Annotated in this window: 21 protein-coding genes; 9 read left to right on the top strand and 12 right to left on the bottom strand. The window is 61.9% G+C overall.

The annotated features are described in order from the left end of the window. Window positions 1–58: 58 nt before the first annotated feature. Entirely contained in the window at window positions 59–5,257 is a 5,199-nt protein-coding gene (locus TU75_RS17465; protein ID WP_231981926.1) for a dermonecrotic toxin domain-containing protein, read from the top strand. A gap of 28 nt (window positions 5,258–5,285) precedes the next feature. Here the strand turns inward: TU75_RS17465 and TU75_RS17460 are convergent, their stop codons facing one another. Next, window positions 5,286–5,912 carry a LysE family translocator gene (locus TU75_RS17460; protein ID WP_003236756.1) on the bottom strand — a complete coding sequence of 209 codons (627 nt, stop codon included), beginning with the start codon at window positions 5,910–5,912 and terminating at the stop codon, window positions 5,286–5,288. A 33-nt stretch (window positions 5,913–5,945) separates the two neighbouring features. Continuing rightward, window positions 5,946–7,292 carry an NCS2 family permease gene (locus TU75_RS17455; RefSeq protein ID WP_032871262.1) on the bottom strand — a complete coding sequence of 449 codons (1,347 nt, stop codon included), beginning with the start codon at window positions 7,290–7,292 and terminating at the stop codon, window positions 5,946–5,948. A 284-nt stretch (window positions 7,293–7,576) separates the two neighbouring features. Between TU75_RS17455 and TU75_RS17450 the strand changes: the two genes are divergently transcribed. Then, entirely contained in the window at window positions 7,577–8,179 is a 603-nt protein-coding gene (locus TU75_RS17450) for a glutathione S-transferase family protein (RefSeq protein WP_060549625.1), read from the top strand. Window positions 8,180–8,200: 21 nt separating this feature from the next. On the opposite strand, the gene TU75_RS17445 is transcribed toward TU75_RS17450, so the two are convergent. Next, window positions 8,201–9,097, bottom strand: a complete 897-nt coding sequence (locus tag TU75_RS17445) for a LysR family transcriptional regulator (RefSeq protein ID WP_060549624.1) — start codon at window positions 9,095–9,097, stop codon at window positions 8,201–8,203. Window positions 9,098–9,208: 111 nt separating this feature from the next. Here TU75_RS17445 and TU75_RS17440 point away from each other — a divergent pair, with 111 nt between their 5' ends. The 3 genes from TU75_RS17440 to TU75_RS17430 are packed head-to-tail and all read left to right on the top strand — an operon-like array spanning window position 9,209 to window position 12,139. Next, window positions 9,209–10,501, top strand: coding sequence for a CitMHS family transporter (locus tag TU75_RS17440; RefSeq protein WP_060549623.1), 1,293 nt, complete (start codon window positions 9,209–9,211; stop codon window positions 10,499–10,501). 1 nt (window position 10,502) lies between these two features. Next, window positions 10,503–11,828: an acyclic terpene utilization AtuA family protein gene (locus tag TU75_RS17435; protein WP_003236744.1), complete on the top strand. Its 1,326-nt coding sequence runs from the start codon at window positions 10,503–10,505 to the stop codon at window positions 11,826–11,828. Further along, window positions 11,825–12,139 (top strand): AtuA-related protein, encoded by a 315-nt coding sequence (locus tag TU75_RS17430; RefSeq protein ID WP_003236742.1) that lies wholly within the window; start codon window positions 11,825–11,827, stop codon window positions 12,137–12,139. The genes TU75_RS17435 and TU75_RS17430 overlap by 4 nt, the downstream gene beginning before the upstream one ends. Window positions 12,140–12,324: 185 nt before the next feature. Here the strand turns inward: TU75_RS17430 and TU75_RS17425 are convergent, their stop codons facing one another. The 5 genes from TU75_RS17425 to TU75_RS17405 form a co-directional block, all read right to left on the bottom strand. Beyond that, window positions 12,325–12,696, bottom strand: a complete 372-nt coding sequence (locus tag TU75_RS17425; RefSeq protein ID WP_003236740.1) for a glutaredoxin family protein — start codon at window positions 12,694–12,696, stop codon at window positions 12,325–12,327. Between the two features lie 102 nt (window positions 12,697–12,798). Then, entirely contained in the window at window positions 12,799–13,344 is a 546-nt protein-coding gene (gene folE, locus TU75_RS17420) for a GTP cyclohydrolase I FolE (protein ID WP_015372560.1), read from the bottom strand. A 78-nt stretch (window positions 13,345–13,422) separates the two neighbouring features. Then, entirely contained in the window at window positions 13,423–13,980 is a 558-nt protein-coding gene (locus TU75_RS17415) for a Smr/MutS family protein (protein ID WP_003236737.1), read from the bottom strand. Window positions 13,981–14,054: 74 nt separating this feature from the next. After that, entirely contained in the window at window positions 14,055–14,375 is a 321-nt protein-coding gene (locus TU75_RS17410) for a hypothetical protein (protein ID WP_003236736.1), read from the bottom strand. Between the two features lie 135 nt (window positions 14,376–14,510). Further along, on the bottom strand, window positions 14,511–15,101 hold the full coding sequence (locus TU75_RS17405; RefSeq protein ID WP_060549622.1) for a cysteine hydrolase family protein: 591 nt from the start codon (window positions 15,099–15,101) through the stop codon (window positions 14,511–14,513). 238 nt (window positions 15,102–15,339) lie between these two features. On the opposite strand from TU75_RS17405, the gene prmB reads away from it, so the two are divergent. Further along, window positions 15,340–16,248 (top strand): 50S ribosomal protein L3 N(5)-glutamine methyltransferase, encoded by a 909-nt coding sequence (prmB, locus tag TU75_RS17400; protein WP_060549621.1) that lies wholly within the window; start codon window positions 15,340–15,342, stop codon window positions 16,246–16,248. Window positions 16,249–16,317: 69 nt separating this feature from the next. Here prmB and TU75_RS17395 read toward each other — a convergent pair whose 3' ends face one another. Together TU75_RS17395 and TU75_RS17390 are read right to left on the bottom strand one after the other, a co-directional pair. Next, window positions 16,318–17,124 (bottom strand): hypothetical protein, encoded by an 807-nt coding sequence (locus TU75_RS17395; protein WP_060549620.1) that lies wholly within the window; start codon window positions 17,122–17,124, stop codon window positions 16,318–16,320. 98 nt (window positions 17,125–17,222) lie between these two features. Next, entirely contained in the window at window positions 17,223–18,185 is a 963-nt protein-coding gene (locus TU75_RS17390) for an alpha/beta hydrolase (RefSeq protein ID WP_060549619.1), read from the bottom strand. A gap of 142 nt (window positions 18,186–18,327) precedes the next feature. Between TU75_RS17390 and aroC the strand changes: the two genes are divergently transcribed. The 3 genes from aroC to TU75_RS17375 all read left to right on the top strand — a co-directional run bounded on the left by aroC (window position 18,328) and on the right by TU75_RS17375 (window position 21,181). Next, window positions 18,328–19,419, top strand: coding sequence for a chorismate synthase (gene aroC / locus TU75_RS17385; protein WP_003236726.1), 1,092 nt, complete (start codon window positions 18,328–18,330; stop codon window positions 19,417–19,419). Window positions 19,420–19,496: 77 nt separating this feature from the next. Next, on the top strand, window positions 19,497–20,660 hold the full coding sequence (locus TU75_RS17380) for an MFS transporter (RefSeq protein ID WP_060549618.1): 1,164 nt from the start codon (window positions 19,497–19,499) through the stop codon (window positions 20,658–20,660). Further along, a complete protein-coding gene (locus TU75_RS17375) occupies window positions 20,657–21,181 on the top strand; it encodes a 1,2-dihydroxy-3-keto-5-methylthiopentene dioxygenase (protein WP_060549617.1) in 525 nt (174 codons plus the stop codon). The genes TU75_RS17380 and TU75_RS17375 overlap by 4 nt, the downstream gene beginning before the upstream one ends. A gap of 48 nt (window positions 21,182–21,229) precedes the next feature. On the opposite strand, the gene TU75_RS17370 is transcribed toward TU75_RS17375, so the two are convergent. After that, the gene (locus TU75_RS17370; protein ID WP_060549616.1) at window positions 21,230–23,200 is read right to left on the bottom strand and encodes an aconitase family protein; all 1,971 of its coding nucleotides are present in this window, start codon (window positions 23,198–23,200) and stop codon (window positions 21,230–21,232) included. After that, complete coding sequence (locus TU75_RS17365) at window positions 23,197–23,622, bottom strand: cupin domain-containing protein (RefSeq protein WP_060549615.1); 426 nt, start codon at window positions 23,620–23,622, stop codon at window positions 23,197–23,199. Before TU75_RS17365 ends, TU75_RS17370 begins: the two co-directional genes overlap by 4 nt. Window positions 23,623–23,624: the final 2 nt, after the last annotated feature.

Genomic DNA, 23,624 nt, shown 5'->3' with positions numbered 1-23,624 from the left:
CTGAACCCCTTGCTGGCTATCTACCCTGCTTTTTTCAAGCAAAAAAGTGGATGTAGATATGGAATCCGGACATCAGGTAGCGGCCGACGAGCACACGCCACGGCAACGAGGGGGTGAGCAAGGCAGCAGCCTGATGCTTGACCATCTCATGGCCATCCCCAGATCCAGCCGGCAGCTCAATGAGCTTTACCTGGCCAACTCCCGTTGCGAGCGTCATATCCATTTGCTGCAGCAGGCGCAGCGGGTTTCGCCGAGGATCAGCCGGCTGATCCGCCAGACCCTGCGCGACACATTCCAAATGGACCCCGACGCCTTGCTGCTCAATGTGCCGCTGTCTCCCGATGCGCCCCGGTGGAACCGCAATTTGACCGATACGGTGATGAGGCTGCTGGCTGAGCGTGCGTGCATCAGCAAGGGCCAATTGAGCGAGCAGGCGTGCCAGGCCAGGCAACTGGCCGATGATGTTCTGGGGCGTGTACTGGATGTGGATCTGCTGAAGCGCATCGAATCCTCGGTGCCGGCCGCGTGGCAAGCGCTGTCCAGCAGCGGCTTCATTTCCCGCAGGGACCGCTGGTGTGAGTTGCATGGGTTGTTCATCGCTGACCAGGCTGTGCTGGTGCATGGCTTGAATCAGTTATCCGATGCTGGATTGGCGATGATCATGGCGATGGTTGAAGCGCCGACCCCTGCGCAGCGCGCACGCGCAGGCGGCGAATGGGCCCATTTACGCGTTGCACAGGTCGTCTGTCCGGGCCAGTTGCAGGGCTCGATTCCCTTCAGTGGCGCCCTGCATCTTTACTACGACAAGGCGCAGGACGATGCGCGCCAGGTGCTGTTTTTGCCGGGCCTGACGCCGGTGTTTTACGAGTTCGAAACACGGGCGCAGTGGCAGCAGCAATTTCCCGCGCTGGTGAGTGCTCACGTGCAGACATTGTGGCCGTTGCTGGCGTTGCGCAGGCGCCATGAGCTGCCCGATGTGACGGCATCGTCATTGCTGCCTTTCGTGGCGGGGCAGGTGGGCCCGTTGATCGTCGAAGACGCCATCAAGCACAGCGCCACGGCGCTTTTGGACGTGCAATGGGATAACGAACTGGCGGCCTTGATGGATATCAACATCGCGTTTCTGTTTCCCGGCAATGCGATCAAGGGGGCTTATATGAGCCCCTCGCAGCGGTTGCTGGTGGTGGAGCGAGGGCGCAGCCAGATCGGCGTCACCCCCGGCTTGAAGTCGGCGCTGGCGCAGCTACTGGTGCTGGATCAAAAACAGCGACATCTGGAAATCAGCTTCGCCAGCCTCTCCAGGCATCTGCCATTGCGCATCCGTGAAATGAAGCAGCGCCTGTATGAAAGGGCATTGGGAGCCTTGCTCGACCCGCACAAACCCGAGGTGCAAAACGCGGACTATGTGGCCTTCACCGCCGAGCACAGTCAATGGCTGGCGTTGCGTGCCCAGGGATCGGCCTTGCTTGAAGGCAGCGAGGACAGCCTGCATGACCAGGCATTCTGGGACGGTAATGGCGCCGACCAGGCGAGCCTTCAACGGCGTCTGCTATCGATCCGGGGCGCCGCGCTCATCAAAGAGGCCCAACTGCAGTATCGATTGCAGTTCATCGACAAAATGCTGCTGGATTGGCTCAGCCTGCTGGTTGATAAACCCCTGCAATGGCGCAATTGCGGCTTCAGGGTGTTGTCGATCACCGTGGGCGCCGAGAGGCAGCCGCGCTACCGATTGCAGGCTGCGTTCGTGCTGGCCAGTGATGCGGTTCCCTCAACCATAAACACTCGTCAGGCGGTCGTGCTTTACGTACCCGGGGTGGCAGGCGGACTGCAGCGGTTCAGGACCCTGGCGCTATTGGAGCGCTGCGTGCAGGCCAGTTTCAAATCCGCCGAACCAGGGGGGCTGTGGCAATGCATGGGGCGCAGCGAGCGTAACGCTGCGCGAGCCTGGGCCCGAGGGCTCAAGGCGGACGAGCCGATGGTGCTGACCTTTGAAGACATTGAAGGCGAGGTGTTGCTGAGCGGATTGAATGAACAGATCAACGGTTTCACTGATGCCCGGCAGAAAGTGCAGCAGGGCGCGCAGGTATTTACCGAGATCACAGACGCTGCCCTGGCGACAACCCTCTTGTCGGCCGAGTTCGTGCAAAGCCTGCAGGTGCCGGCCAGCGAGGCCAGGGAGGTGGCGTTGGCCCAGGTGCAGACGGTGATGATCGCCGCAGGGCTCGCAACCAAACTGCCGGCGTGGCATACCCGTTTGCCGGCGTCCAAGCGCAGAAGCTACCAGCGGCACATGCGTCATCTGCACCGCAGTGAACTCAATTTGCAGCGTTACCTGATCACCCAACTGGGGGACGTGGAAACCTTCGCTCGTCCCTTGCTGATCCGGCAGTTGACCGCCGACGGTTTTTATCCCGAATTGGATATCGACAAACCTCTGTTCGACATTCCAGATGATGTGAGCAGCGTGTGGGCCAGTCACCCTGAGCGCACTGCAGGTGAGTCGGGTCCTAAAATCGTGGTCAGCAAGGAGCGCAGCACGTTCAGCTTTATGCAGCTTGCATTGAGCAACCTCGACCCGCAGGCACCCTGGACGCGGTGGCGGCTGAATCACACGCGCTACCTCGATCCGGCCTGGAGCACGCGTTTGAACGTGGACTACCTGATCAAGACGATTTCGGCGTTGGACATAGGGGGGCAGTATGATCGCAAGGTGCTCAGCGTTTGCTACGGTGAGGGCGATGTCGAGGCGACTGCGCGCACCGCGCCGCTGCTGCACGAACTGCTGCGCAGGCCTGTTCAGCGGCAAACCAGGCTGGATCTGATCAGTGCCGAGCACCTGAACCTGAGCGAATATGGCGTGCTGCTGTTCAAGCGCGCGGTGAAGGCGAAAAAGGCTTTGCGCTTGTGTTTCCTGAGGCTTGAGGCGCTGACCGTGCCGTGGGCGCGGCATGTTGCCGGGATTGTGGCGATTCAGGACCGCGAGGGTGAGCAATGCCTTCTTTATTGGCCAGGCCAGTCCGATTACCCGGCGTTGTCGGAATACCCCAACCGCGACGCGCTGCTGGCAGCGCTGATGATGCACCTGCAGCCACCGGAAAAAGCCGTCGAGCTGGCCAGACACATCGCGCCCGATTCCGAGTTCAAGGCACTTGCCGGTTATCCGGGCGGGCTCACGCCGGTGGTTGAGCCGCAGGGACGCTGGCGCAGCACACTGGAGCAGTTGAACCTCTTTGCATTGCACTCGTTTGAAGGCGCGCGCGCAGTGTTATCGGCCAGGCGTCTCTACCGATGGTTTGAATCGCACCGCGTGTTTCCGGCGACGGCATTGCCTGAGATTCAAGCGGAGATCCTTGAGCAGCAGAAGGTTGCGCCCTCTGGATGGCTGGCGCTGACCGAAACCGACGCCGGCAATATGGTGGGCGCGTTGGCGCACGCGCAGGTCATGCAGGTGCAGCGCCAGGGCCGTGCAGAATCCAATGCCCAGGCCTATCTGGACGCTTATCGTGAGTGGCGATTGGGCGAGCAGGCAGATCGCAGGGTCAGAGGTTTTTTGTCGCTGATACCCTTCGTGTCTATCGGCGTGCTGTCCTACGAAGCGCTGCTCGCCGCTCGGCGTCTTTATCACAGTGGCACTGCCGAAAATGCGTTGGACTTGGTGATTACCCTGCATCAAGTCCTCCTGGAAATGGCCATGACGTTCATGTCCGCAAAGTCTGCGCAGCCGGGCAAGGTCGGGGCACAGGCCTCTGCAAGTTTGCTGAACAAGGGCCTCAGGCAGTTGCGACGCCATCATCGACGCCAGGGTGAAGGGGCCGTGCGACGGCCCTCGTCACCCATGACCGGCAAAGGGTTGGAGCCTTACAGGATTTCCGGTGCCGTCAGCGATGCAATCGAGCTGAAAAGGCCACACCATAAAGGCTCGCTGATCAAAAACGCAGAACAGTTTGTGGTCGACGCCAAGGGCGCGCGTTACGGTGTGTATCAGCGTAAAGGGGAGCAACAGCTTCGCTTGAAAAACAGGCAAACCCCTGGGGAGAACGAGCTGTTTTTGTTCATTGAGGAACCACGGGAATGGTTGTTGGAGGCTGATGCCCCGGAGCCGACGCCCGGTCCAAGTTCCCGCAGCACTCCTCTCTGGCAAGCGCCGCCCACCCCGCTGGCGACTCCCGTCAGTTGGAGCGCGCCACCCGCCGCTTCGGCCATACAGCTGGCCAGAAGGGCGCGACACCCGACGAGTGCCTGGCGCGAATGGGGTCGAGTGCTCGATGTGGATAACGCAACGCCGGTATCCCCAGGCAGCAAACTCTACAACGTCCAGGGTGCTGCCAATCCGAGCCTGAAAATAGGCGAGCGTTTTTATGAAACCCTTCCGTCCGGTTCACAGGCCCACCCCAATGTGGTGTTCATCAATCCGCCGGGATCACTTTTTGACAGTGTAGAGGGTGTTGGTTTGCGCCTGGGCGATACGACCGTTGCGCAACCGGTACTGTTTACCTTCAGCGAAGACTTGCGGTGGACCTCGCGGGCACCGCTGTTCAGTGAGCCGTTGTCCACGTCCATAAAAACCGGTTTCCCGGACATGACGAGTTTCAGCGCTCAACAGGCAGCCTACAGGCTGGTGGAATTGGCCGATTCAGGCCGTCAGCCCCTGACGACCACGCGCTTGTTGAACATACGCGCCGCGCTGGACAGGTGGACGCCCGTGGCTGCGGGGCTCATGGCACAGACTGATGATTTACTGAAAATGCTTCGACCAATGCGTCCGCGGCGCATGAGCAGTCTGTACGTTGGGGTGGACGGTGAGGCTGGCGGTTTTGAGCGCATTGATTTTTACCTGCCCCAGGCCCTCGATGCATCCTTGTTCAGCAAGCCAAAAGGCCGGAGCACCCTCACACTTGGGCGCTCCAATGCGTCGGCAGACGCGGCCAAGCGCGTTCTGCAGAGCATGGGCTTTCAGGTTGAGCCTCTGGACTTCACCTATACGCCTAAATTTCCCCAGTTGCTGGCTACACACCCCTCATCCACACACCTGTACTACATCGTACCCAAATGGATGGATGCCAGGACCCTGACCATGAAGTACGGTAGAGAACGATTACTCTCCGATGCCTGGTTGCAGGACAAGAGCGCTATATACCCCCGCCTGCTAAGGCCGGTCATGGCGGCTTTGAAAGAGGGGCGCCTGGTCAAATTGTTTGCGGGTATTCAAAGTACTGACCCGGCTACTGTGTATTTCCTGCGGCCGGCAGATCTGTGATGAATCTGCCGCCACCTGCAAGCTGCGGCTACCGACTGATCAACGAGGCCGCGCCTGCGCAGGAAAACAGGGCGGCACTGACTTTGTTGAACCAGCTCTGGCCGGCACCGCTGCGCAGGTAGCGCGCCGCGCCATGGGCGCCCAGGCCGTAGGCCAGCTTGCATAGCAGGTCGAGTACTGTCCAGGTCGCGATCATGATCAGCAGTTGCGGCAGGAACGGTTGCTGAGCGCTGAGAAACTGCGGCAGGAAAGCGGCGAAAAACAGGATGTCCTTGGGGTTGCTCGCGCCCAGCACGAAGGCGCGGCCAAACAACGCACGAAAGCGCGGCACGGCCGGCGCCTGTGGCACATTGGCCGCCTGGGCCGGCAGGCGCGACTGCTGCCAGCTTTGCCAGGCGAGGTAGAAGAGGTACAGCGCACCGACGATTTTCAGCGCGTTGAACACCTGCTCCGACGCCAATAACAACGCGCCCAGGCCCAGCGCCGAAGCACTCAACAGGCAGATCGAAGCGAACACCCCGCCGAGAAACGCCGGGTACGAGCGCCGCAAGCCGTAGTTGAGGCTGTTGCTGATCATCAGCAGCGACAGCGGGCCGGGAATCAGGATCACGATCAAGGCGGCGCCGCTGAACAGCAGCCAGGTTTCAAGCGTCATTTCATTGCTCCAGAGTTTGGCGACTGCACGTTTTCATAACCACACGAACTTGGCGATAAAGATCGCACACAGCACCCACAGGCTGACCGAAATCTCCCGGGACTTGCCGGTGCCGGCCTTGAGCGCCACGTACGTAATAAAACCCAGGGCAATCCCGTCGGCAACCGAAAACGTCAGCGGCATCATGATCGCGGTGACAATCGCCGGAATGCTGTCGGTGGCCTCGTCCCAATTGATATGGGCCATGCTGCCCATCATCAGCATCGCCACGTAGATCAGCGCGCCGGCGGTGGCATACGCCGGGATCATGCCCGCCAATGGCGCAAAAAACATCGCCGCCACGAACAGGATACCCACGGTCACCGCCGTCAGCCCGGTGCGCCCGCCCGCCGCGACGCCCGCAGCGCTTTCCACATAACTGGTGACCGGCGGCACGCCGACCATGGCGCCGAACACGCTGGATGCGCTGTCGGCCTTCAGGGCGCGGGACAGGTTGTCGATCCTGCCGTCGGCTTTCACCAGGCCTGCCCGTTGCGCAACGCCCATCAGTGTACCGGCAGTGTCGAACATGTGTACAAACAGAAAGGCAAATACCACGCTGATCATGCTCACATTGAACACACCCATCACGTCCATTGCCATCCAGGTCGGTGCCAGGCTTGGTGGGGCGGCGAGAATGCCGTTGTAGTGCACCAGGCCCAGGCCCCAGCCGGCCAGGGTTACGGCGATGATGCTGATCAGGATCGCGCCGAACACCCGGTGATAGCTCAGGATCGCAATCAGCAGGAAGCACACCGCCGCCAGCAGCGGCGCCGGCTCATGCAGCGAGCCGAGTCTGATCAGGGTGGCCGGGCTGTCGACGATAATGCCGGCGGTTTTCAGGCCGATCACCCCGAGGAACAGGCCAACTCCAGCGCCCATCGCGTGGCGCAGGCTCACTGGAATGCTGTTGAGCAGCCATTCCCGGATGCGCGACAAGGTGAGAATCATGAACAGCACGCCGGAAACGAACACCGCGCCGAGTGCGGTTTCCCAGCTGTAGCCCATGGTACCGACCACGGTGTAGGTGAAGAACGCATTGAGCCCCATGCCGGGCGCCAGGCCCACCGGCCAGTTGGCGTACAGGCCCATCAGCAGGCAGCCCAGCGCGGCGGCGATGCAGGTGGCGACGAAGGCCGCGCCGTGATCGATGCCGGCGTCGGCCATGATGTTGGGGTTGACGAAGATAATGTAGGCCATGGTGATGAAGGTGGTCAGGCCGGCGAGCAATTCGGTCTTCACCGTGGTGCGATGCACGCGCAGTTTGAACAGGCGTTCCAGCAAGCCGCCTCGCGGCGCGGCGAGGTCGAGCGTAGAAGCGTCGGGTTTGCGGCTATCCACTGCGTGTACTCCTCAAGCGTTTTATTGTTATGTCCAGCGCTGCATGCCTGAAGGGGCTGGAGCGCAGTGAGGGAGTGACGAGTTTGTTGACCGTTTAGTCAGGAACTCGCACGAAATGGATTATGCTTTTGTATACAAATAAAGCAAACAGTGTTTTCTATTTTGCGCTCGCCTGTCGTGTCCGGGGTTTATTCGTTCCGCCGTCTTGAAACAACTGCTCGACACCCGCACCTTGTTGGCGCCAGCATTGGCTCAGCACGCGTCATCGGCACAAGGGGAGTTCCATGTACAAGGTTTATGGCGATTACAAGTCGGGCAACTGCTACAAGGTCAAATTGATGCTCAGCCTGCTGGGCATCCCGTATCAATGGATCGATGTGGATATTCTCAACGGCGACACCGAGACCCCCGAGTTTCTGGCGAAGAACCCCAATGGCAAGATCCCCGTGCTGGAACTCGAAGACGGCACTTGCCTGTGGGAATCCAACGCGATCCTCAACTTCCTTGCCGACGGCAGCGAGTTCCTGCCCAGCGAGCCGCGCCTGCGTACCCAGGTGTTGCAGTGGCAATTTTTCGAGCAATACAGCCACGAGCCTTACATTGCGGTGGCGCGGTTTATCCAGTTTTACCTGGGGCTGCCCCAGGACCGTCAAGAGGAATACAAGAAGTTGCACAAAGGCGGGTACAAGGCGCTCAAGGTGATGGAACGCCAACTGCAACTGACGCCATACCTGGTGGGAGAGCAGTTCTCGATTGCCGATGTGGCGTTGTATGCCTACACCCACGTGGCCAATGAGGGCGGGTTTGAGCTGGACGCCTATCCGGGCGTGCAGGCTTGGCTGGCGCGCGTGGCCGGCCACCCCGGGCATGTGGCAATGCTGGATTGATCGATGCGCTCGTTCCTGCATTCAGTTCGAGCGTGATTCAGATAACTGGTCATGCAGCAGTTCGAAGCAGCGCTGTGCCGCCGGGCTTAATGCGATTCCTGTGCGGCTGATCAATCCGATCTCCCGGTTGACGCCGGGATGATCGATATCAACGCGCTGTAATCCCTCCAGGCTGTCCGCCGCCGACTCTGGCAATACGCTGATCCCCAACCCCTGGCGCACCAGTGCCAGCACCGTCGACATGTAGTTGGCCTCAATTCCCGCGTTCATCGTCAACCGCGTCTCATCGAACAGCCTGTCCACTTGCTCGCGCACGCTGCTGTCGCGCCCGGTGAGGATGATCGGATGCTCCGCCAGTTGCGCCAGCGTCACCCGACGATGGCGACTGAGGCAGTGATCCAGCGGCACGAACGCGCACAGTCGGTCATTGAGCACTGGCACGAAATCCAGGCCATGGCTGAGCCTGGCGCGCACGCCGATACCGAAGTCCACCACGCCGGCGCGGACCTCGGCGTGAATGCGCTGGGCCACCAGGTCATGCAGGCGCACTTCAATGCCGGCGAAGCGCTCGCGAAACAGGCGCAGGGCCGGGGGCAGGGTGTCGGCGCACACCGAGGGCAGGGCGGCGAGGGTGACCACGCCCCGGCGCAGCGCCGCGAGATCGCGCGAGCCGGTGACAATGTTGTCCAGGTCCAGCAGCAGTTTTTCCATGGGAACACGCGCCTCCCGGCCCGCAGCGGTGAGGCTCAAGTGGCGCGGGCTGCGGTCGAGGAGGGCGACGCCCAGCCAGTCCTCCAGTTGTTGCACCTGCACGGTGAGGGCCGAGGGCGACAGGTTCAGTTCGTTGGCGGCCTTGACGAAGCTGCCCAGGCGCGCCACGGCGAGGAAGGCCTGGATATGCTGGACTGAGTTTTTCATTTTGTTTTTCCGAACATACGGGGCTGAATATTCCAATTTACAAAGGTAGGCGTGCTTTTGATACTCCGGGTAAAACAATAACCGGCCACCAAGGCCGCTCTGGAGTAACCCATGCTCGCCACCCTGGGTGTCATCACCATTCTGTGCCTGCTCGCTGCCGTCATGAGCAAACGCCTCTCGCCCCTTGTCGCCCTGATCGCATTGCCGATCATCGCCGCGCTGCTCGGCGGGTTCGGTCTGCAAACCAGCGCTTTTATCATCACGGGTATCAAGAACGTCGCCCCCGTGGTGGGCATGTTTGTGTTCGCGATTCTGTTTTTCGGGATCATGACCGATGCCGGCATGCTCGACCCCATCATCGATCGCATCCTGCGCACGGTCGGCACGCGTCCTACGCGCATTGTGGTGGGCACCGCGACCCTGGCGCTGCTGGTGCATCTGGACGGCTCCGGCGCGGTGACGTTCCTGGTGACGGTGCCGGCAATGCTGCCGTTGTATACCCGCCTGGGCATCGACAAGCGCATCCTGGCGTGCGTATGCGCCATGGCCGCCGGTGTCAACTTTCTGCCCTGGACCGGCCCCGTGCTGCGCTCGTCGGCGGCGCTGCATGTGCCGGTGGCAGACCTGTTCCAGCCGCTGATCCCGGTGCAACTCGTCGGCCTGATGTTTGTGTTCGCCTGCGCCTGGTGGCTGGGCCGGCGTGAAGAAAAACGCCTGGGCCTGGGCGCCGGCTCCACGGTGGATGCGGTGCCGCAACGGGTGCTCAGCGACGACGACCTCAAGCTGCGCCGCCCCCGGCTGTTCTGGGTCAACCTGGTGCTGACCCTCGCGGTCATGGTTGTGATGATCGCCGGTTGGGTCGATCCGGTGGTGATGTTCATGCTCGGCACGGTGGTGGCGCTGTGTATCAACTACCCCAACGTCGATGCCCAGCGCGCGCGCATCGACGCACATGCCAAGACGGCCCTGACCATGGCCAGTATCCTGCTCGCCGCCGGGGTATTCACCGGCATCATGCAAGGCACCGGCATGCTCAAGGCGATTGCCGAAGTGGCGGTGGCGCAGATTCCGGCCGGTCACGGCAAGCTGATTCCAGCGGTGGTGGGCTTTATCTCCATGCCGTTGAGCATGCTGTTCGACCCCGACTCCTATTACTTCGGCGTGATGCCGGTGATCGCTGAAGTCGGCAAGGCTCTGGGCGTCGACCCGTTGCAAGTGGCCCAGGCCTCGTTGCTCGGCGTACACACCACCGGTTTTCCGGTGAGCCCGCTGACTCCGGCGACCTTCCTGCTGGTGGGTCTGTGCAAGATCGAACTGGCCGATCACCAGCGTTTCACCATTCCTTTTCTGTTTGCCGCGTCGGTGTTGATGACCCTGACCGCGTTGCTCCTGGGAGTTATCTGAGATGAAAACCTTGCGCATTGGCTCCGGCGCCGGCTATTCCGGCGACCGTATCGAACCGGCCGTGGAATTGGCCGAACAGGGCGATTTGGATTACCTGGTATTCGAATGCCTGGCCGAACGCACCATCGCCCTGGCTCAGCAGGCGCGCATCGATGACCCGGCGGGCGGTTACGACCCATTGTTGGCCGAACGCATGCGCCGAGTGTTGCCGTTTGTCGGCCATCACCGGGGCAAGCGCCGCCTGCGCGTGATCACCAACATGGGCGCGGCCAACCCCGTGTCGGCGGCCGCCGAAGTGCGGCGCATCGCCAGTGAGTTGGGCCTGAACTGCAAGGTCGTTGCCGTGGTGGGGGATGATGTACTTGCGCAACTGGGTCCCGAACATGTGCTGGATAACGGCCAGACACTCGGCTCGCTGGGAACGCGGCTGGTTTCGGCAAATGCCTACCTGGGCGTCGATGGCATTCTTGACGCCCTGCGCGAGGATGCTGATGTGGTGATCACCGGGCGGGTGGCCGACCCTTCGTTGTTTTTGGCGCCACAGATGTTTGAATTCGGCTGGGCAGCGAGCGATTGGACGCTGCTGGGGCGCGGCACCCTGGTCGGGCATCTGCTTGAATGTGCGGGGCAGGTCAGCGGTGGCTACTTCGCCGAGCCTGGTTTGAAGGATGTGGATGACTTGGCGCGGCTGGGCTTTCCGCTGGCCGAGATCGATGCGGACGGCGCCGCGGTGATCACCAAAGTGGCAGGCTCGGGTGGTCTCGTCAGCCCCGCCACCTGCACCGAACAGTTGATCTACGAAGTGCATGACCCGGCGGCGTATCTGACCCCGGACGTGACGGCGGACTTTTCCCGGGTGGCATTTACCCAAGAGGGCGCCGACCGGGTACGCGCCAAGGGGGCGGCGGGTCGGGCGCGGCCGGAGCAACTGAAAGTCAGCGTCGGTTATCTGGATGGCTGGATCGGCGAGGGGCAAATGTCTTACGGCGGGCCGGGAGCGGTTGCGCGCGCGCAATTGGCGCGGGACATCGTACTCAAGCGCCTGGCGTTGACGGGCGTAAAGCTGCAGGAGGTGCGCGCCGAGTTGATCGGCATGGACGCGCTGCACGGCCCGCGCAGCAGCGTCGAACCGTGGGAAGTACGCCTGCGCGTGGCGGCGCGCTGTGACGAGCGCAGCGACGCGGTGCGCATCGGCAATGAAGTGGAGACCCTTTACACCAACGGCCCGGCCGGCGGCGGCGGTGCGAGCAAAAGCGTACGCCAGGTGGTGGCGGTGGCCTCGTTGATGCTGCCCCGTGACCAGGTCAACGCGAGGATCCAAGCATGAAACTGCATGAACTGGCCCACGCCCGTACCGGGGACAAGGGCGACACGTCGAACATCTCGATCATTGCCTACCGCGCCGAGGATTACCCATTGTTGGCCGAACAGCTGACCGCCGAACGCGTGGCGCAGTTTTTCGAGGGTTTGCGCGAACCGGGCGCTGCGCCAGTGCGGCGCTATGAACTGCCCAACGTGCAGGCGCTGAACTTCGTGCTGCCGGGAATTCTGCGTGGCGGCGTGACCCGTTCGCTGGCGCTGGACGCGCACGGCAAGTGCCTGGGTTCGGCGTTGTTGGAGCTAACAATATTTGAATGAAGGTGACCCAATCTTCGAACAGTGGCGAGCGGGCATGTTGTGGCGAGCGGGCTTGCCCCGCGTTGGGGTGCGAAGCGCCCCCAATCCAGCAAAACGCGGTGTACCTGATACGCAGCGCCTGGTTTTGGGGCTGCTGCGCAGCCCAACGCAGGACAAGCCTGCTCGCCACAGGGATCGCAGGTCTGTCAGATAGAAGCAAACCGCTTGTCGAGGTAGTCGATGATCACCTTGGAGTCATACATCCAGGTGGTCTGACCATTCTCTTCGATGCGCAGGCACGGCACCTTGATCCTGCCGCCTTGCTCCAGCAGCGTCTGGCGGTCGTGTTCGTTGTTCTTCGCGTCCTTCAAGGCCACCGGCACATTGAGGCGGTGCAGGGTGCGACGGGTTTTCACGCAGAACGGGCAGGCGTGGAACTGGTACAGGGTCAGGTCCCTGGCCGCCGCATTCACCTTGGCCTGTTGCTCGGCGGGGCGCTGTTTCTTGCGCGGGCGGGTAACAAAGTCGCCCGCGATGATGAGTTGGCCCAGGCCCACTCGAAGTGCTTTGACGAACATGGCTGAAACCTCTTGCCCTAAACGTAAGGGGTGGCAGCTTACCTGAATTCTGCAGGCGAAAAAAAACCGGCGATGAACGCCGGCTTTTATCGAAGCAGCCCGTTACTTGATCAAGCTGAGAAATTCGCTGCGGGTGGCCGCGTTTTCGCGGAACTCACCGAGCATCACCGAAGTGATCATCGACGAATTCTGTTTCTCCACGCCGCGCATCATCATGCACATGTGCTTGGCTTCGATCACAACCGCCACGCCCAGCGCACCGGTCACTTGCAGTACCGCGTCGGCGATCTGACGGCTGAGGTTTTCCTGGATTTGCAGGCGGCGCGCATACATGTCGACAATCCGCGCAACCTTCGATAGGCCCAGCACCTTGCCACTCGGGATATAGGCGACATGCGCCTTGCCGATAAAGGGCAGCAGGTGGTGTTCGCACAACGAGTACAGCTCGATGTCCTTGACCAGCACCATTTCGCTGTTGTCGGAGCTGAACAAGGCACCGTTGGTGACTTCTTCAAGTGTCTGTTCATAACCGCGGCAAAGGTACTGCATCGCCTTGGCGGCACGCTTGGGCGTGTCGAGCAGACCCTCACGGGAGACGTCCTCGCCGATCTGGCCGAGGATCGCGGTGTAATTCTGTTCCAGGGACATGAAACTACCTGTTGGATTTTCGCAAAGCGCAAGGTTACGGGGGCGGACACATCGCTGCAAGCCTGACGATGGCACTTGTTACTCGTCGCGGCCTTCCATCATGGTGCGCTTGAGCATCACATACACGGCACCGGCACCGCCGTGGCGGGCCTGGCAGGAGGTAAAGCCGAGCACCTGGGTGTGCTGGCGCAGCCAGGTGTTGACGTGGCTCTTGATCATCGGCCGCTTGCCGTCCAGGCGCACCGCCTTGCCGTGAGTGACGCGCACGCAGCGGATTTCGAATTTCGTGGCTTCGGCAAGAAAGGCCCACAGGGTTTCCCGGGCTTTCTCCACGTTCATGCCATGCAGGTCGAGGCTGCCTTCGAAGGGGATTTGGCCGAGCTTGAGCTTGCGCATCTGGCTTTCCTGCACGCCGTCGCGGGCCCACATCAACTCGTCCTCGGGGCCTACATCGATCACGAACTGGTCTGACAGGCCATCCACGGTGGTGGCATCGGTGCGCACGGTGGCGGCCTGGCGCAGTTTGGCGATCTGCGCGCGGTCAGCCTTGGGTTTGCCCGTGTCGGCGCGGTCATGCTTGATCGGCTTGACGCCGCGCAGCTCGTTTTTGAACAGGGAAAAGTCGTCGTCTTGCATGTCAGCCTCCGCGAAGGGCGGGCAGTTTACCTAATCGCGGCGGCCAGGGCGCAGGAAACGCTATCCAGGCGCCATCAGTCGTGCTTTTTCATCAGGTGCGAGGCGATATTCAATGACGATGTCTGGCGCATTTTCCGACGGCTGCGGCGCCACAACCATACGCCCAACCACAGCACCAACAGGCCGCTGACCAACAGAATCGCCGAGCCACCGGGGCTGGCGTTCAGTTCGCCAAGGGCCGGTGAGTGGCCAAACAAACCGGCGCCACCAGCGCCGGCCAACAACAGACCACACATCGTCAGCAGCGCGGCAAAACACGCCACCAGACGCAGACGCCAGTTGCTCGGGCCCTTGGGGCGCAAGCGACGAGCATCAAAACCATCGGATATCTTCATTCCGACCTTTCCTCCAGGGTATCGGCCCTTCGACCGGAAGATACACAGGTTGTTCCGGGTAGAGGGGTAAATGCGCCAAATGAAAGGACTTTGCGGATGAGTGGGGTTTAAACACGCCGCTCACCCGCAGGTCGATCAGACCAGATCTTTGGTCAGTGCGAGGGTCGCAAAGTTGTCGGCCATGATGGCCATTTCGGTCTGCTGCACGTGCTCGGCACTCAGGACCCCGCTTTTGCAAGGCAAGTCGCGGGTGGCGCAGGCGTCCTCCACCAGCGTGCAGCGAAAGCCCAGGTTCTTGGCGGCGCGCACGGTGGTGCTGACGCTGGAATGGCTCATGAAACCGCAGACGATCAGGTCCAGCGAGCCCAGGTCCTGCAGGTGTTTTTCCAGGCCGGTGCCGTGGAAGGCGCTTGGCAACAGCTTGCCGATGATGGTTTCGTCACCCTCAGGCTCAAGGCCGGGGATGAACTCGCCGCGCTCGCCCTGGGGGTCAAACAGGCCGCCGACGGTGCCGAGGTGACGCACATGCACAATCGGGCGGCCGGCATTGCGCGCCGATGTCACCAGTTGCCTGATGTTGGCGACGGCTGCGTCCATGCCCGAAAGGGCGAGCGGGCCGCTGAGGTATTCCTTCTGGGCGTCGATGATCACGAGGGTCGCATGGGCAAGGTTCGCTGCTGCGTAACCACGACCGCTGAGTTGAAACATCGTCTTTGGAACGGACATTCTGGGGCTCCTGTCAGGGGGGCGTTTGCGACATTGTCCACTGGCAGAGCGGTTCTGTGAATCGCTACCATCGCAAGCTGCGTCGTTGCTGGGGTGCAGCCCTGTCAAGGGACTGCCTTGTTTAACCTGGGGGCAGCCATTTGGATGAAATCCGACAGGTGGCGCAAGCTCTGCACGCATCGTCGGTGCCGGCGAAGGCTGTTAGAATCGCCAGTCGTTTTTTCCAGGAGCTTGCCCCGTGATCACTTCCCGCCTGCGCACTTTGCGCGACCATATCCGTTGTGCTGTCAGCCGTTTCCACGGGGAAGACCTGTTTTTTGGCCACGGCACCGACAATGCCTGGGACGAAGCCCGGCAACTGGTGCTTGGCGCCCTGCATCTGCCTTGGGAAATTGCCGACAGCTACCTGGACTGCAACCTCGAAGAAGAGGAAGTCTCCCACGTGCAGCGTTTGCTGCATCGCCGCATCCATGAGCGGGTGCCCACGGCGTACCTGTTGAAGGAAGCCTGGTTCTGCGGCCTGTCGTTTATCGTCGACGAGCGCGTGCTGATCCCGCGTTCACCGATTGGCGAACTCATCGAAAATCGCTTCGAACCCTGGCTGGCCCAGCCGCCTGCGCGCATTCTCGACCTGTGCACCGGCTCCGGTTGCATCGGCATTGCCTGCGCCTACGAGTTCCAGGAGGCCGAAGTGGTGCTGGGTGACGTGTCCTTCGAAGCGCTGGAAGTGGCCAACCAGAACATCGAGCGCCACGGCGTGGACCAGCGCGTGTACACCGTGCAGGGCGATGGCTTCGATGGCCTGCCGGGTCAGCGTTTTGACCTGATCGTGTCCAATCCGCCCTACGTCGATGCCGAAGACTTTGCCGACATGCCCGACGAATATCAGCACGAGCCGGAGCTGGGCCTGGCTTGTGGCGACGACGGCTTGAACCTGGTGCGGCGCATGCTCGCCGAGGCGGCGGATCACTTGACCGAGAAGGGCTTGCTGATCGTTGAGGTGGGTAACAGCCAGGTGCATGTCGAGGCGCTGTACCCGGAAGTGGATTTTGCCTGGCTGGACTTCCAGCGCGGCGGGCATGGTGTGTTCATGCTCACGGCTGAACAGTGCCGCGAGCATCAGGCTGTCTTTGCTGCCCGGGTCTGACTGAAGAAATAAGATAAATGTGGGAGGGGGCTTGCTCCCCCTCCCACATTTTGCTTGCGTTGCAATTGATCAGCGGTGCGTGGCAATCCAGATCAACAGCCCCGCCTGAAACACCGTAAACGCCACCAGACAGGTAATGGTAAAGCGCAATCCGCTGTCCTCGCGCTTGAATTTGGTGACCTTTTCTTCCTCCTTGCGCAGCTTTATTTCCTGCTCCAGCAGGTTCTGCTCGGCCTGTTGCAGCATCTGCGCCGCTTCCAGAATCTGCACAAACTGCACCTTCTCGGTGTTCCAGCTGTCCAGTACGCCGCTGGCCGTGCCCGGCTGCACATTGCCTTTCAAATGCTGCACGTCGGCGTAGGCCACATCAAAGCCCTGGATGCGCAGGAAGTGATCACGGCGCAGGCGCGTGGCTTCGTTGAGCGCATCCTTGTTGGCCAGGCTCACGCCGTCGACGCGGTAGTGTGACCACTTCTTTTTCGTCCAGGCGGCGGCCTGTGCCACCAGAAAGCGGCCGAGGCCACGGTTGACCGGTTCGATCTCCAGGCTGTTGCCCGGACCGAAGTGCACGCGGTGTGTATCGTGGTCCACCCAGACATCGAGCTGGTTCTGTTCACGCCGCACGCGCTGGCCCGGCAATTCGATGACCATGCGCAACAGGCTGCGATGCGGGTCATGCCGCTCGGCGTAGCCGAACTGCACAAAGCGCAAGGGTCGGGCTCCGGTGGCTCGGTCGATGGCCAGCGGCGCCAGGCGCAGCATCTTGAAATGTTCGGCCTGCACGTCCGCCCACGGCAGGGCCGCGGCCTCGACAGCCTCGGGTGCGTCGGCCGGGGTGTCGGTGGTCGGTTCCGGTGTTGCTTCAGTGATTGTCATGCGGCGCGATCCTGTCCAAGCCGTGCGAGCCGACAGTCTTTTTACCGTCGACCCTGGGCTATCGGCCGTTTTTGCCAGGACTGGAGGCCAATATGCGCTTAACGCGCTCGCAGACCGTCGATAAAGCGCACCAGGCGCTCGCCCAGCTCGGCGGCCAGCGGCAGTTTCGGGTCGTTGTAGGAGGCCAGTTGTTGCTTGACGTTATTGGGCACGATGCGCATCACGTGGTTCATGCCTTCGATAATGGTCAACTGCGCGTCGGGCTTGGCCTGTTGCAGTTGCCGCGCATCGCCCACACCGACCTGGATGTCGTTGGTGCCCTGGATGATCAGTGCCGGCATACGCAGTTTGGCAAAGGCGGCCGATGGGTCGGCGCGAAACAGGCTGATCAGGTAAGGCTGCACGCTGGGTCGGAAAATCCCTTCCAGGGGAGTTGGCACATCGGCATCCACCTGGCCGGCCTTGAGGTGGTCGAGGATTTCATTGCTGCGCAGCAACAGGGCAGGAGGCAGATGGTCGGCCAGTTGCTGGCGGATCACTTGGTCGACCGGGCGCGCGCTGCCGGAGAGCGACACCACCCCGGCCGGGTCCAGTTGCGGCGCTGCGAGGGCGGCGACCAAGGCGCCTTCACTGTGGCCCAGCACAATCAGCGGGCCCATGCGTTTATCTGCCTTGAGCAGCTTGCCCCAGGCCACGGCGTCGGCCACATAGGCGTCGAGGGTGAGATTGCGTTCGTCGGGCGTGGCTGCAAGGCTTGCGGCCACGCCTCGCTTGTCGTAGCGCACGCTGGCGATGTTATGCCGCGCGAGCACCCAGGCCAGACGTTTGAGGCTGTCGTTGCGTGCGCCGTCGGCACTGTTGCCGTTGCGGTCGGTTGGGCCGGAGCCGGCGATGATCAGCACCACCGGCACCGGTTTGTCCGATTGCGGCAACAACAGCGAGCCAAACAGCTCGCCGCTGCCGGTGTCCAGGCTGACAGGGCGTTGCAGCACCACTGCAGAGGCGGCATGGGCCAGGCTTGTAAAGAGGGTAAGGGCTAACAGCAGAACTCGAAGCATCATCGCGCCATCATGGGAAGGTGCCGGTTGGACCCGTGTCTACCGGTAAGGTTTCGAGGATGAACTAGTCGGTTAGCCTGCGTATACTGGCCGCCTTAAGTTATTACGGTTGACTTGATTCAACTGATTTCACGGAGCGCCCTGCATGTCCGGCAATACCTTCGGCAAGCTGTTCACTGTCACCACCGCGGGCGAAAGCCATGGCCCGGCGTTGGTCGCCATTGTCGACGGCTGTCCGCCCGGCCTTGAGCTGTCCCTGGACGACCTGCAGCGTGACCTCGACCGTCGCAAGCCCGGCACCAGTCGTCACACCACCCAGCGCCAGGAGCCCGACGAAGTCGAGATCCTCTCCGGCGTATTCGAAGGCCGCACCACCGGGTGCGCCATTGGCCTGCTGATCCGCAACACCGACCAGAAGTCCAAGGACTACTCGGCGATCAAGGACCTGTTCCGCCCGGCCCATGCCGACTACACCTACCATCACAAATACGGTGAACGCGACTACCGTGGCGGCGGCCGCAGCTCGGCCCGCGAGACCGCGATGCGCGTGGCTGCTGGCGCCATCGCCAAGAAATACCTGGCAACCCAGGGCATCGTGATCCGCGGCTACATGAGCCAACTGGGTCCCATCGACATCCCCTTCAAGACCTGGGACAGCGTCGAAGACAACGCCTTCTTCTGCCCCGACCCGGACAAGGTGCCGGAACTGGAAGCCTACATGGACCAGTTGCGCCGCGACCAGGACTCGGTCGGCGCGCGCATCACCGTGGTGGCCGAAGGGGTCAAGCCTGGCCTGGGCGAGCCGATCTTCGACCGCCTGGACGCCGAACTGGCGCACGCGCTGATGAGCATCAACGCGGTGAAGGGCGTGGAAATCGGTGCGGGTTTCGCTTGCGTGTCCCAGCGCGGCACCGAGCACCGTGACGAGATGACCCCGCAGGGTTTCCTCAGCAACAATGCAGGCGGCATCCTCGGGGGCATCTCCTCGGGCCAGCCCATCGTGGCGCACCTGGCGCTCAAGGCCACGTCCAGCATCACCACGCCGGGCCGCTCGATCGACGTGCACGGCAACCCGGTGGACATCATCACCAAGGGCCGCCATGACCCGTGCGTGGGCATTCGCGCCACACCGATTGCCGAAGCGATGATGGCCATCGTGCTGATGGACCACCTGTTGCGCCATCGTGGGCAGAACGCCGATGTGCAGGTGAACACACCGGTGCTGGGCCAGCTGTGACGGTCTGTTGTGGCGAGCGGGTCTGCTGTGGCGAGCGAGCTTGCTCGAGTTGGGCTGTGAAGCGGCCCCTGTAATCCATGACTTCAACGCTCCCATACTGGCGCCTCTCCAGCTTCTACCTGTTCTACTTCGCCCTGCTGGGGGCCACCGCGCCGTTCCTGGCGCTGTACTTCGATCATCTGGGCTTCTCCAGCGCGCGCATCGGCGAACTGGTGGCCATCCCCATGCTGATGCGCTGCATCGCGCCCAACCTGTGGGGCTGGCTCGGCGATTACACCGGCCGGCGCCTGGCTATCGTGCGCATCGGCGCGGTGTGCACCCTGGCCAGTTTTGCACTGATTTTCGTGAGCAAAACCTACGCCTGGCTGGCGCTGGTCATGGCCCTGCATGCGTTCTTCTGGCACGCGGTATTGCCACAGTTCGAGGTCATCACCCTGGCGCACCTGCGCGAGCAGACCGCACGCTACAGCCAGCTGCGGTTGTGGGGTTCCATCGGCTTTATGCTTACCGTGGTGCTCATGGGGCGCCTGTTCGACTGGCTCAGCCTGGACATCTACCCGGTGGTAGTCGTGGTGATCATGGCCGGGATCATCGTCGCCAGCCTGTGGGTGCCGAACGCGCAACCCGCCGGCCATGGCAATCGCCTGGCCGGCGACGGTTTCCTCAAACAGCTGCGCCGCCCCGGCGTGCTGGCTTTTTATGGCTGTGTGGCGCTGATGCAATTGAGCCACGGCCCGTATTACACCTTTCTCACCTTGCACCTCGAACACCTGGGCTACAGCCGGGGCGTGATCGGCCTTTTGTGGGCCCTGGGCGTGGTGGCCGAGGTGCTGATGTTTTTGGCGATGAGCCGCATCCTCGCGCGCTTTTCGTTGCACCGAGTGCTGCTGGCCAGTTTCCTGTTGGCGGCGCTGCGCTGGCTGCTGCTGGGCACCTTTGCCGAATTCTTCTGGGTGCTGCTGTTGTCGCAAGTGATGCACGCCGCGACCTTCGGCAGCTTTCACGCCGCAGCGATTGCCTTTGTGCAACGCAGCTTCGGCGATAAACAACAAGGCCAGGGCCAGGCGCTGTACGCCGCGCTGGCCGGCATCGGTGGCACCCTCGGCGCCCTGTATTCGGGCTACAGCTGGAACCTGCTGGGCCCGCCCCTCACGTTCGGCATCGCCAGCGCCGCCGCCCTGGCCGCCGCCGTCATCATCGGCCTTCACTTGCACGAGCAGAACCAAGGAACCGTCCCATGAGCCATGTCGCCGTCTACGCCCTAGCCACACTGGATACCCCGAACAAAGTCCTCACCCACGCCGAAGACATCGCGTCGATCCTGGCCGAGCACGGCGTGCGTTTCGAACGCTGGCAGCCCGGCCCGCTGGAGAAGGGCGCCAGCGAGGCGCAGATGATTGCCGCGAGCCAGACGCAGATCGACGCCCTGGGCTACAGCGCGGTCGAGGTGTTCAGCGTCGGCAGCGATCAGCCGCACAAGGATGAGTTACGCGCCATGCACCAGAAGATGCGGCGCTACAGCGAAGATCACGCGCGCTTGTTCATCGCAGGGCAGGGCTTGTACACCCTGCAGGTGGGTGACTACCTGTATGCCGTGCGTTGTGAAAAAAACGACCTGCTGGTGATCCCGGCAGGCTTGTCACACGGGTTCGACATCGGCGAGAACCCTTACTGCGTGACGTTGTGCCTGTCCAATAGTGTGCGGGGACTGACGCCTGAGTGCGTCGCAGGCGGCGCAGGCTTTCCGGGATTGGATGATTGATCCGTAGGCGTTGATCAAGCCGCAAGCGACCTTTGCGGCTCCATCAGCTCAGGCGCAGAGCCCCTCGTTCACGGCGGTGCCTGAACGCAGCGCGCTGAACGAGGTGATATATCCCGTGACCGCACTGGCAACCACGGTGGGGGGGCTGGCCAGCCACACTTGGCCTGGCCCCGATCGCCCGGGGAAATTGCGGTTGATGGCGCTGACGGTCACCTGCTGCGTGTCCACCGACGACCCGGGTCCGCAGTTGGCGCAGGCACCGCAGGCGGGCTGCAGCAGCTCTGCGCCAAACGCGCGAAACGCCGGCAGGTAATTCATGCGTTCGCAATATTCGCGCACATCGACCGTGCCGAACTGCAGGAATAACTGCACCCTCGGATGGCATTTCAATCCCTGATCCAACGCCCAACGAATCACGCTGAAATAGTGGTCGAAATCATCGCGCTTACCGGCGGTGCACGAGCCGCCGTAGGCGATGTCGATGATGACGCGCTCGCTCAGGTCTGTGAGGCTTTGTCCATTGCCTGGGTCGCCTGGCGCAGCGATCATGGGTGCGACAAGGCTGCAGTCCAGCTCAAGGGTGTGGGCATATACCGCGCCCTCATCGCTGCACATCCATGCATCGAGCCGCAAGTCATGACCACGACGTTCCTTGATGAATCGCACGGTTTCTTCGTCAGGTACGACAATTCCGGTAAAGCCTCCCAGCTCTGCGGTCATATTGGTCAACGTGGTGCGTTCATCGGTTGACAGGTGCGCCAAGGCGGGGCCGCCGAATTCAAAGATCTTGCCCACACCCAGACCGGCCTTGATCTGACTATTGGCGAGCAGTGCCAGCACCAGGTCCTTGGCGGTCACCCCAGGCGCCAATTGCCCCAGCAGAGAGATCTTCAGGCTTTCGGGGTATGCGGCCCGCACCGAGCCGGTCATGAACGCATTGGCCATGTCGGTGGTGCCCACGCCAAATGCCAGGCAACCCAGTGCGCCGCTGTGCGGAGTGTGTGAATCGGTGCCGATGACAATCTGGCCGGGCAGTGCGTAGGACTCGGCCATCATGGCGTGGGAGATGCCCTCGCTGCCTTCGTCCGGCAGGTAACCATGGTTTTTCAGCCCATGGTGTTGCGCGAACCCGCGGTGCGCTTGAGACAAGGCGTCAAGTTCTCCCACCAGGTTCTGGCCCAGGTGCGCCGGGCTGCGGCGCTTGTAGGAGAGGTGATCTTCAAAGGCCAGGATCGAGTGCGGTTGATGCAGCGCGTAAGAGGGGCCGAAGCAGTCGTCCAGCAAGTGTGCGCACAGGCCGGTGTAATACTCGTGGATAAACCGCCAATCGGTACGCATCAAGATGCCGGCGCCGTAGTCCACGCGTTCGGCTCCCGGCGCAGTGAGCAAATGCCGATGGATGATTTTTTCGGCAAAGGTCAGCGGTCGGCTCGGCAAATCCCTGGCGCCGTGGTCGACCGGTTGGGTGGCGTGGCTCAGATGCTCGCGGCCGTAATGCAGCAGGCCGCCGCTTTTCAGGATGGCAGTAGACAGCGCGTCACGGCTGCCAATCAGCTCATCGAGCGTGATCACCTCGCCGGCCTGCAAGCGAGGTACCAATGAAAGGTCGGTGGAGGTGAGCAAGCCGATATTGTCGGCATTTTGCCGGTAGATGCGCTCGAAGCTCTCGGCAATCACCAGGCGAACCCCCGCTTTCTTTTCCGCCAGTGGGCTGTGTTCGCGCGAAGAACCTTTTCCGTAGCGCTTGCCGGCCACCGTCACCTGATACCCACGCGAGACCACATCGTCCTTGCCAATGGGCAGCACGGCGCCTGTCTTCAGGCCTACATAAGGGTAGGAGGCCAGGCGATCATCGAAATACGCGAGGACTGGAATCGGTGTTATCTCGTCCGTGGAAATATCCTCGCGCAGCGGTGAGGCCTGTTCCAGGGTAAGGCGCTCTCCACCCAACTGTCGGGCTATGCTCAGCGGATCCTGGCTCAGGAACAGCAAGCCACCGGCTTTCAACGGTTCATTCATACCAGGTGCCTGCCATCATAGAAGCTGTTGTTATATTCCGGCGCAGTTGACACGTGCTGCATGAGGTCCTGCTGCGAAGTCACCGTACCGCCCCAGGTCGCGTAAATCAGCGCACCGGTTGATGATTTCCAGGCGTGGGTGCTGCCCGGCGGATAAATCACCAGGTCGCCCTTATGGTAAAGGCCATTTTCGTCTTCGAAGTCACCGTCCAGGATCAGGAAAGTCTCATGACCGTTGTGATGATGAGCCGCAGCGCTGGCGCCGGCGTCGCAGCGGATCAAGGCGATACGCTGGGCACTCTCGGTGCATTCGAACAGCGTATGGATGCGCGCGCCGTTGCGGTTGAGCTGGGTGTGCGCCGACCAGTCGATCGAGTCCGGCTGGTTTGCAACATTCAATAGGTTGAAAACGGTAGGGGTCATGG

The organism is Pseudomonas poae, assembly GCF_001439785.1.
GTDB lineage: Bacteria > Pseudomonadota > Gammaproteobacteria > Pseudomonadales > Pseudomonadaceae > Aquipseudomonas > Aquipseudomonas poae.
This window is presented reverse-complemented; position numbering and strand designations above follow the sequence as displayed.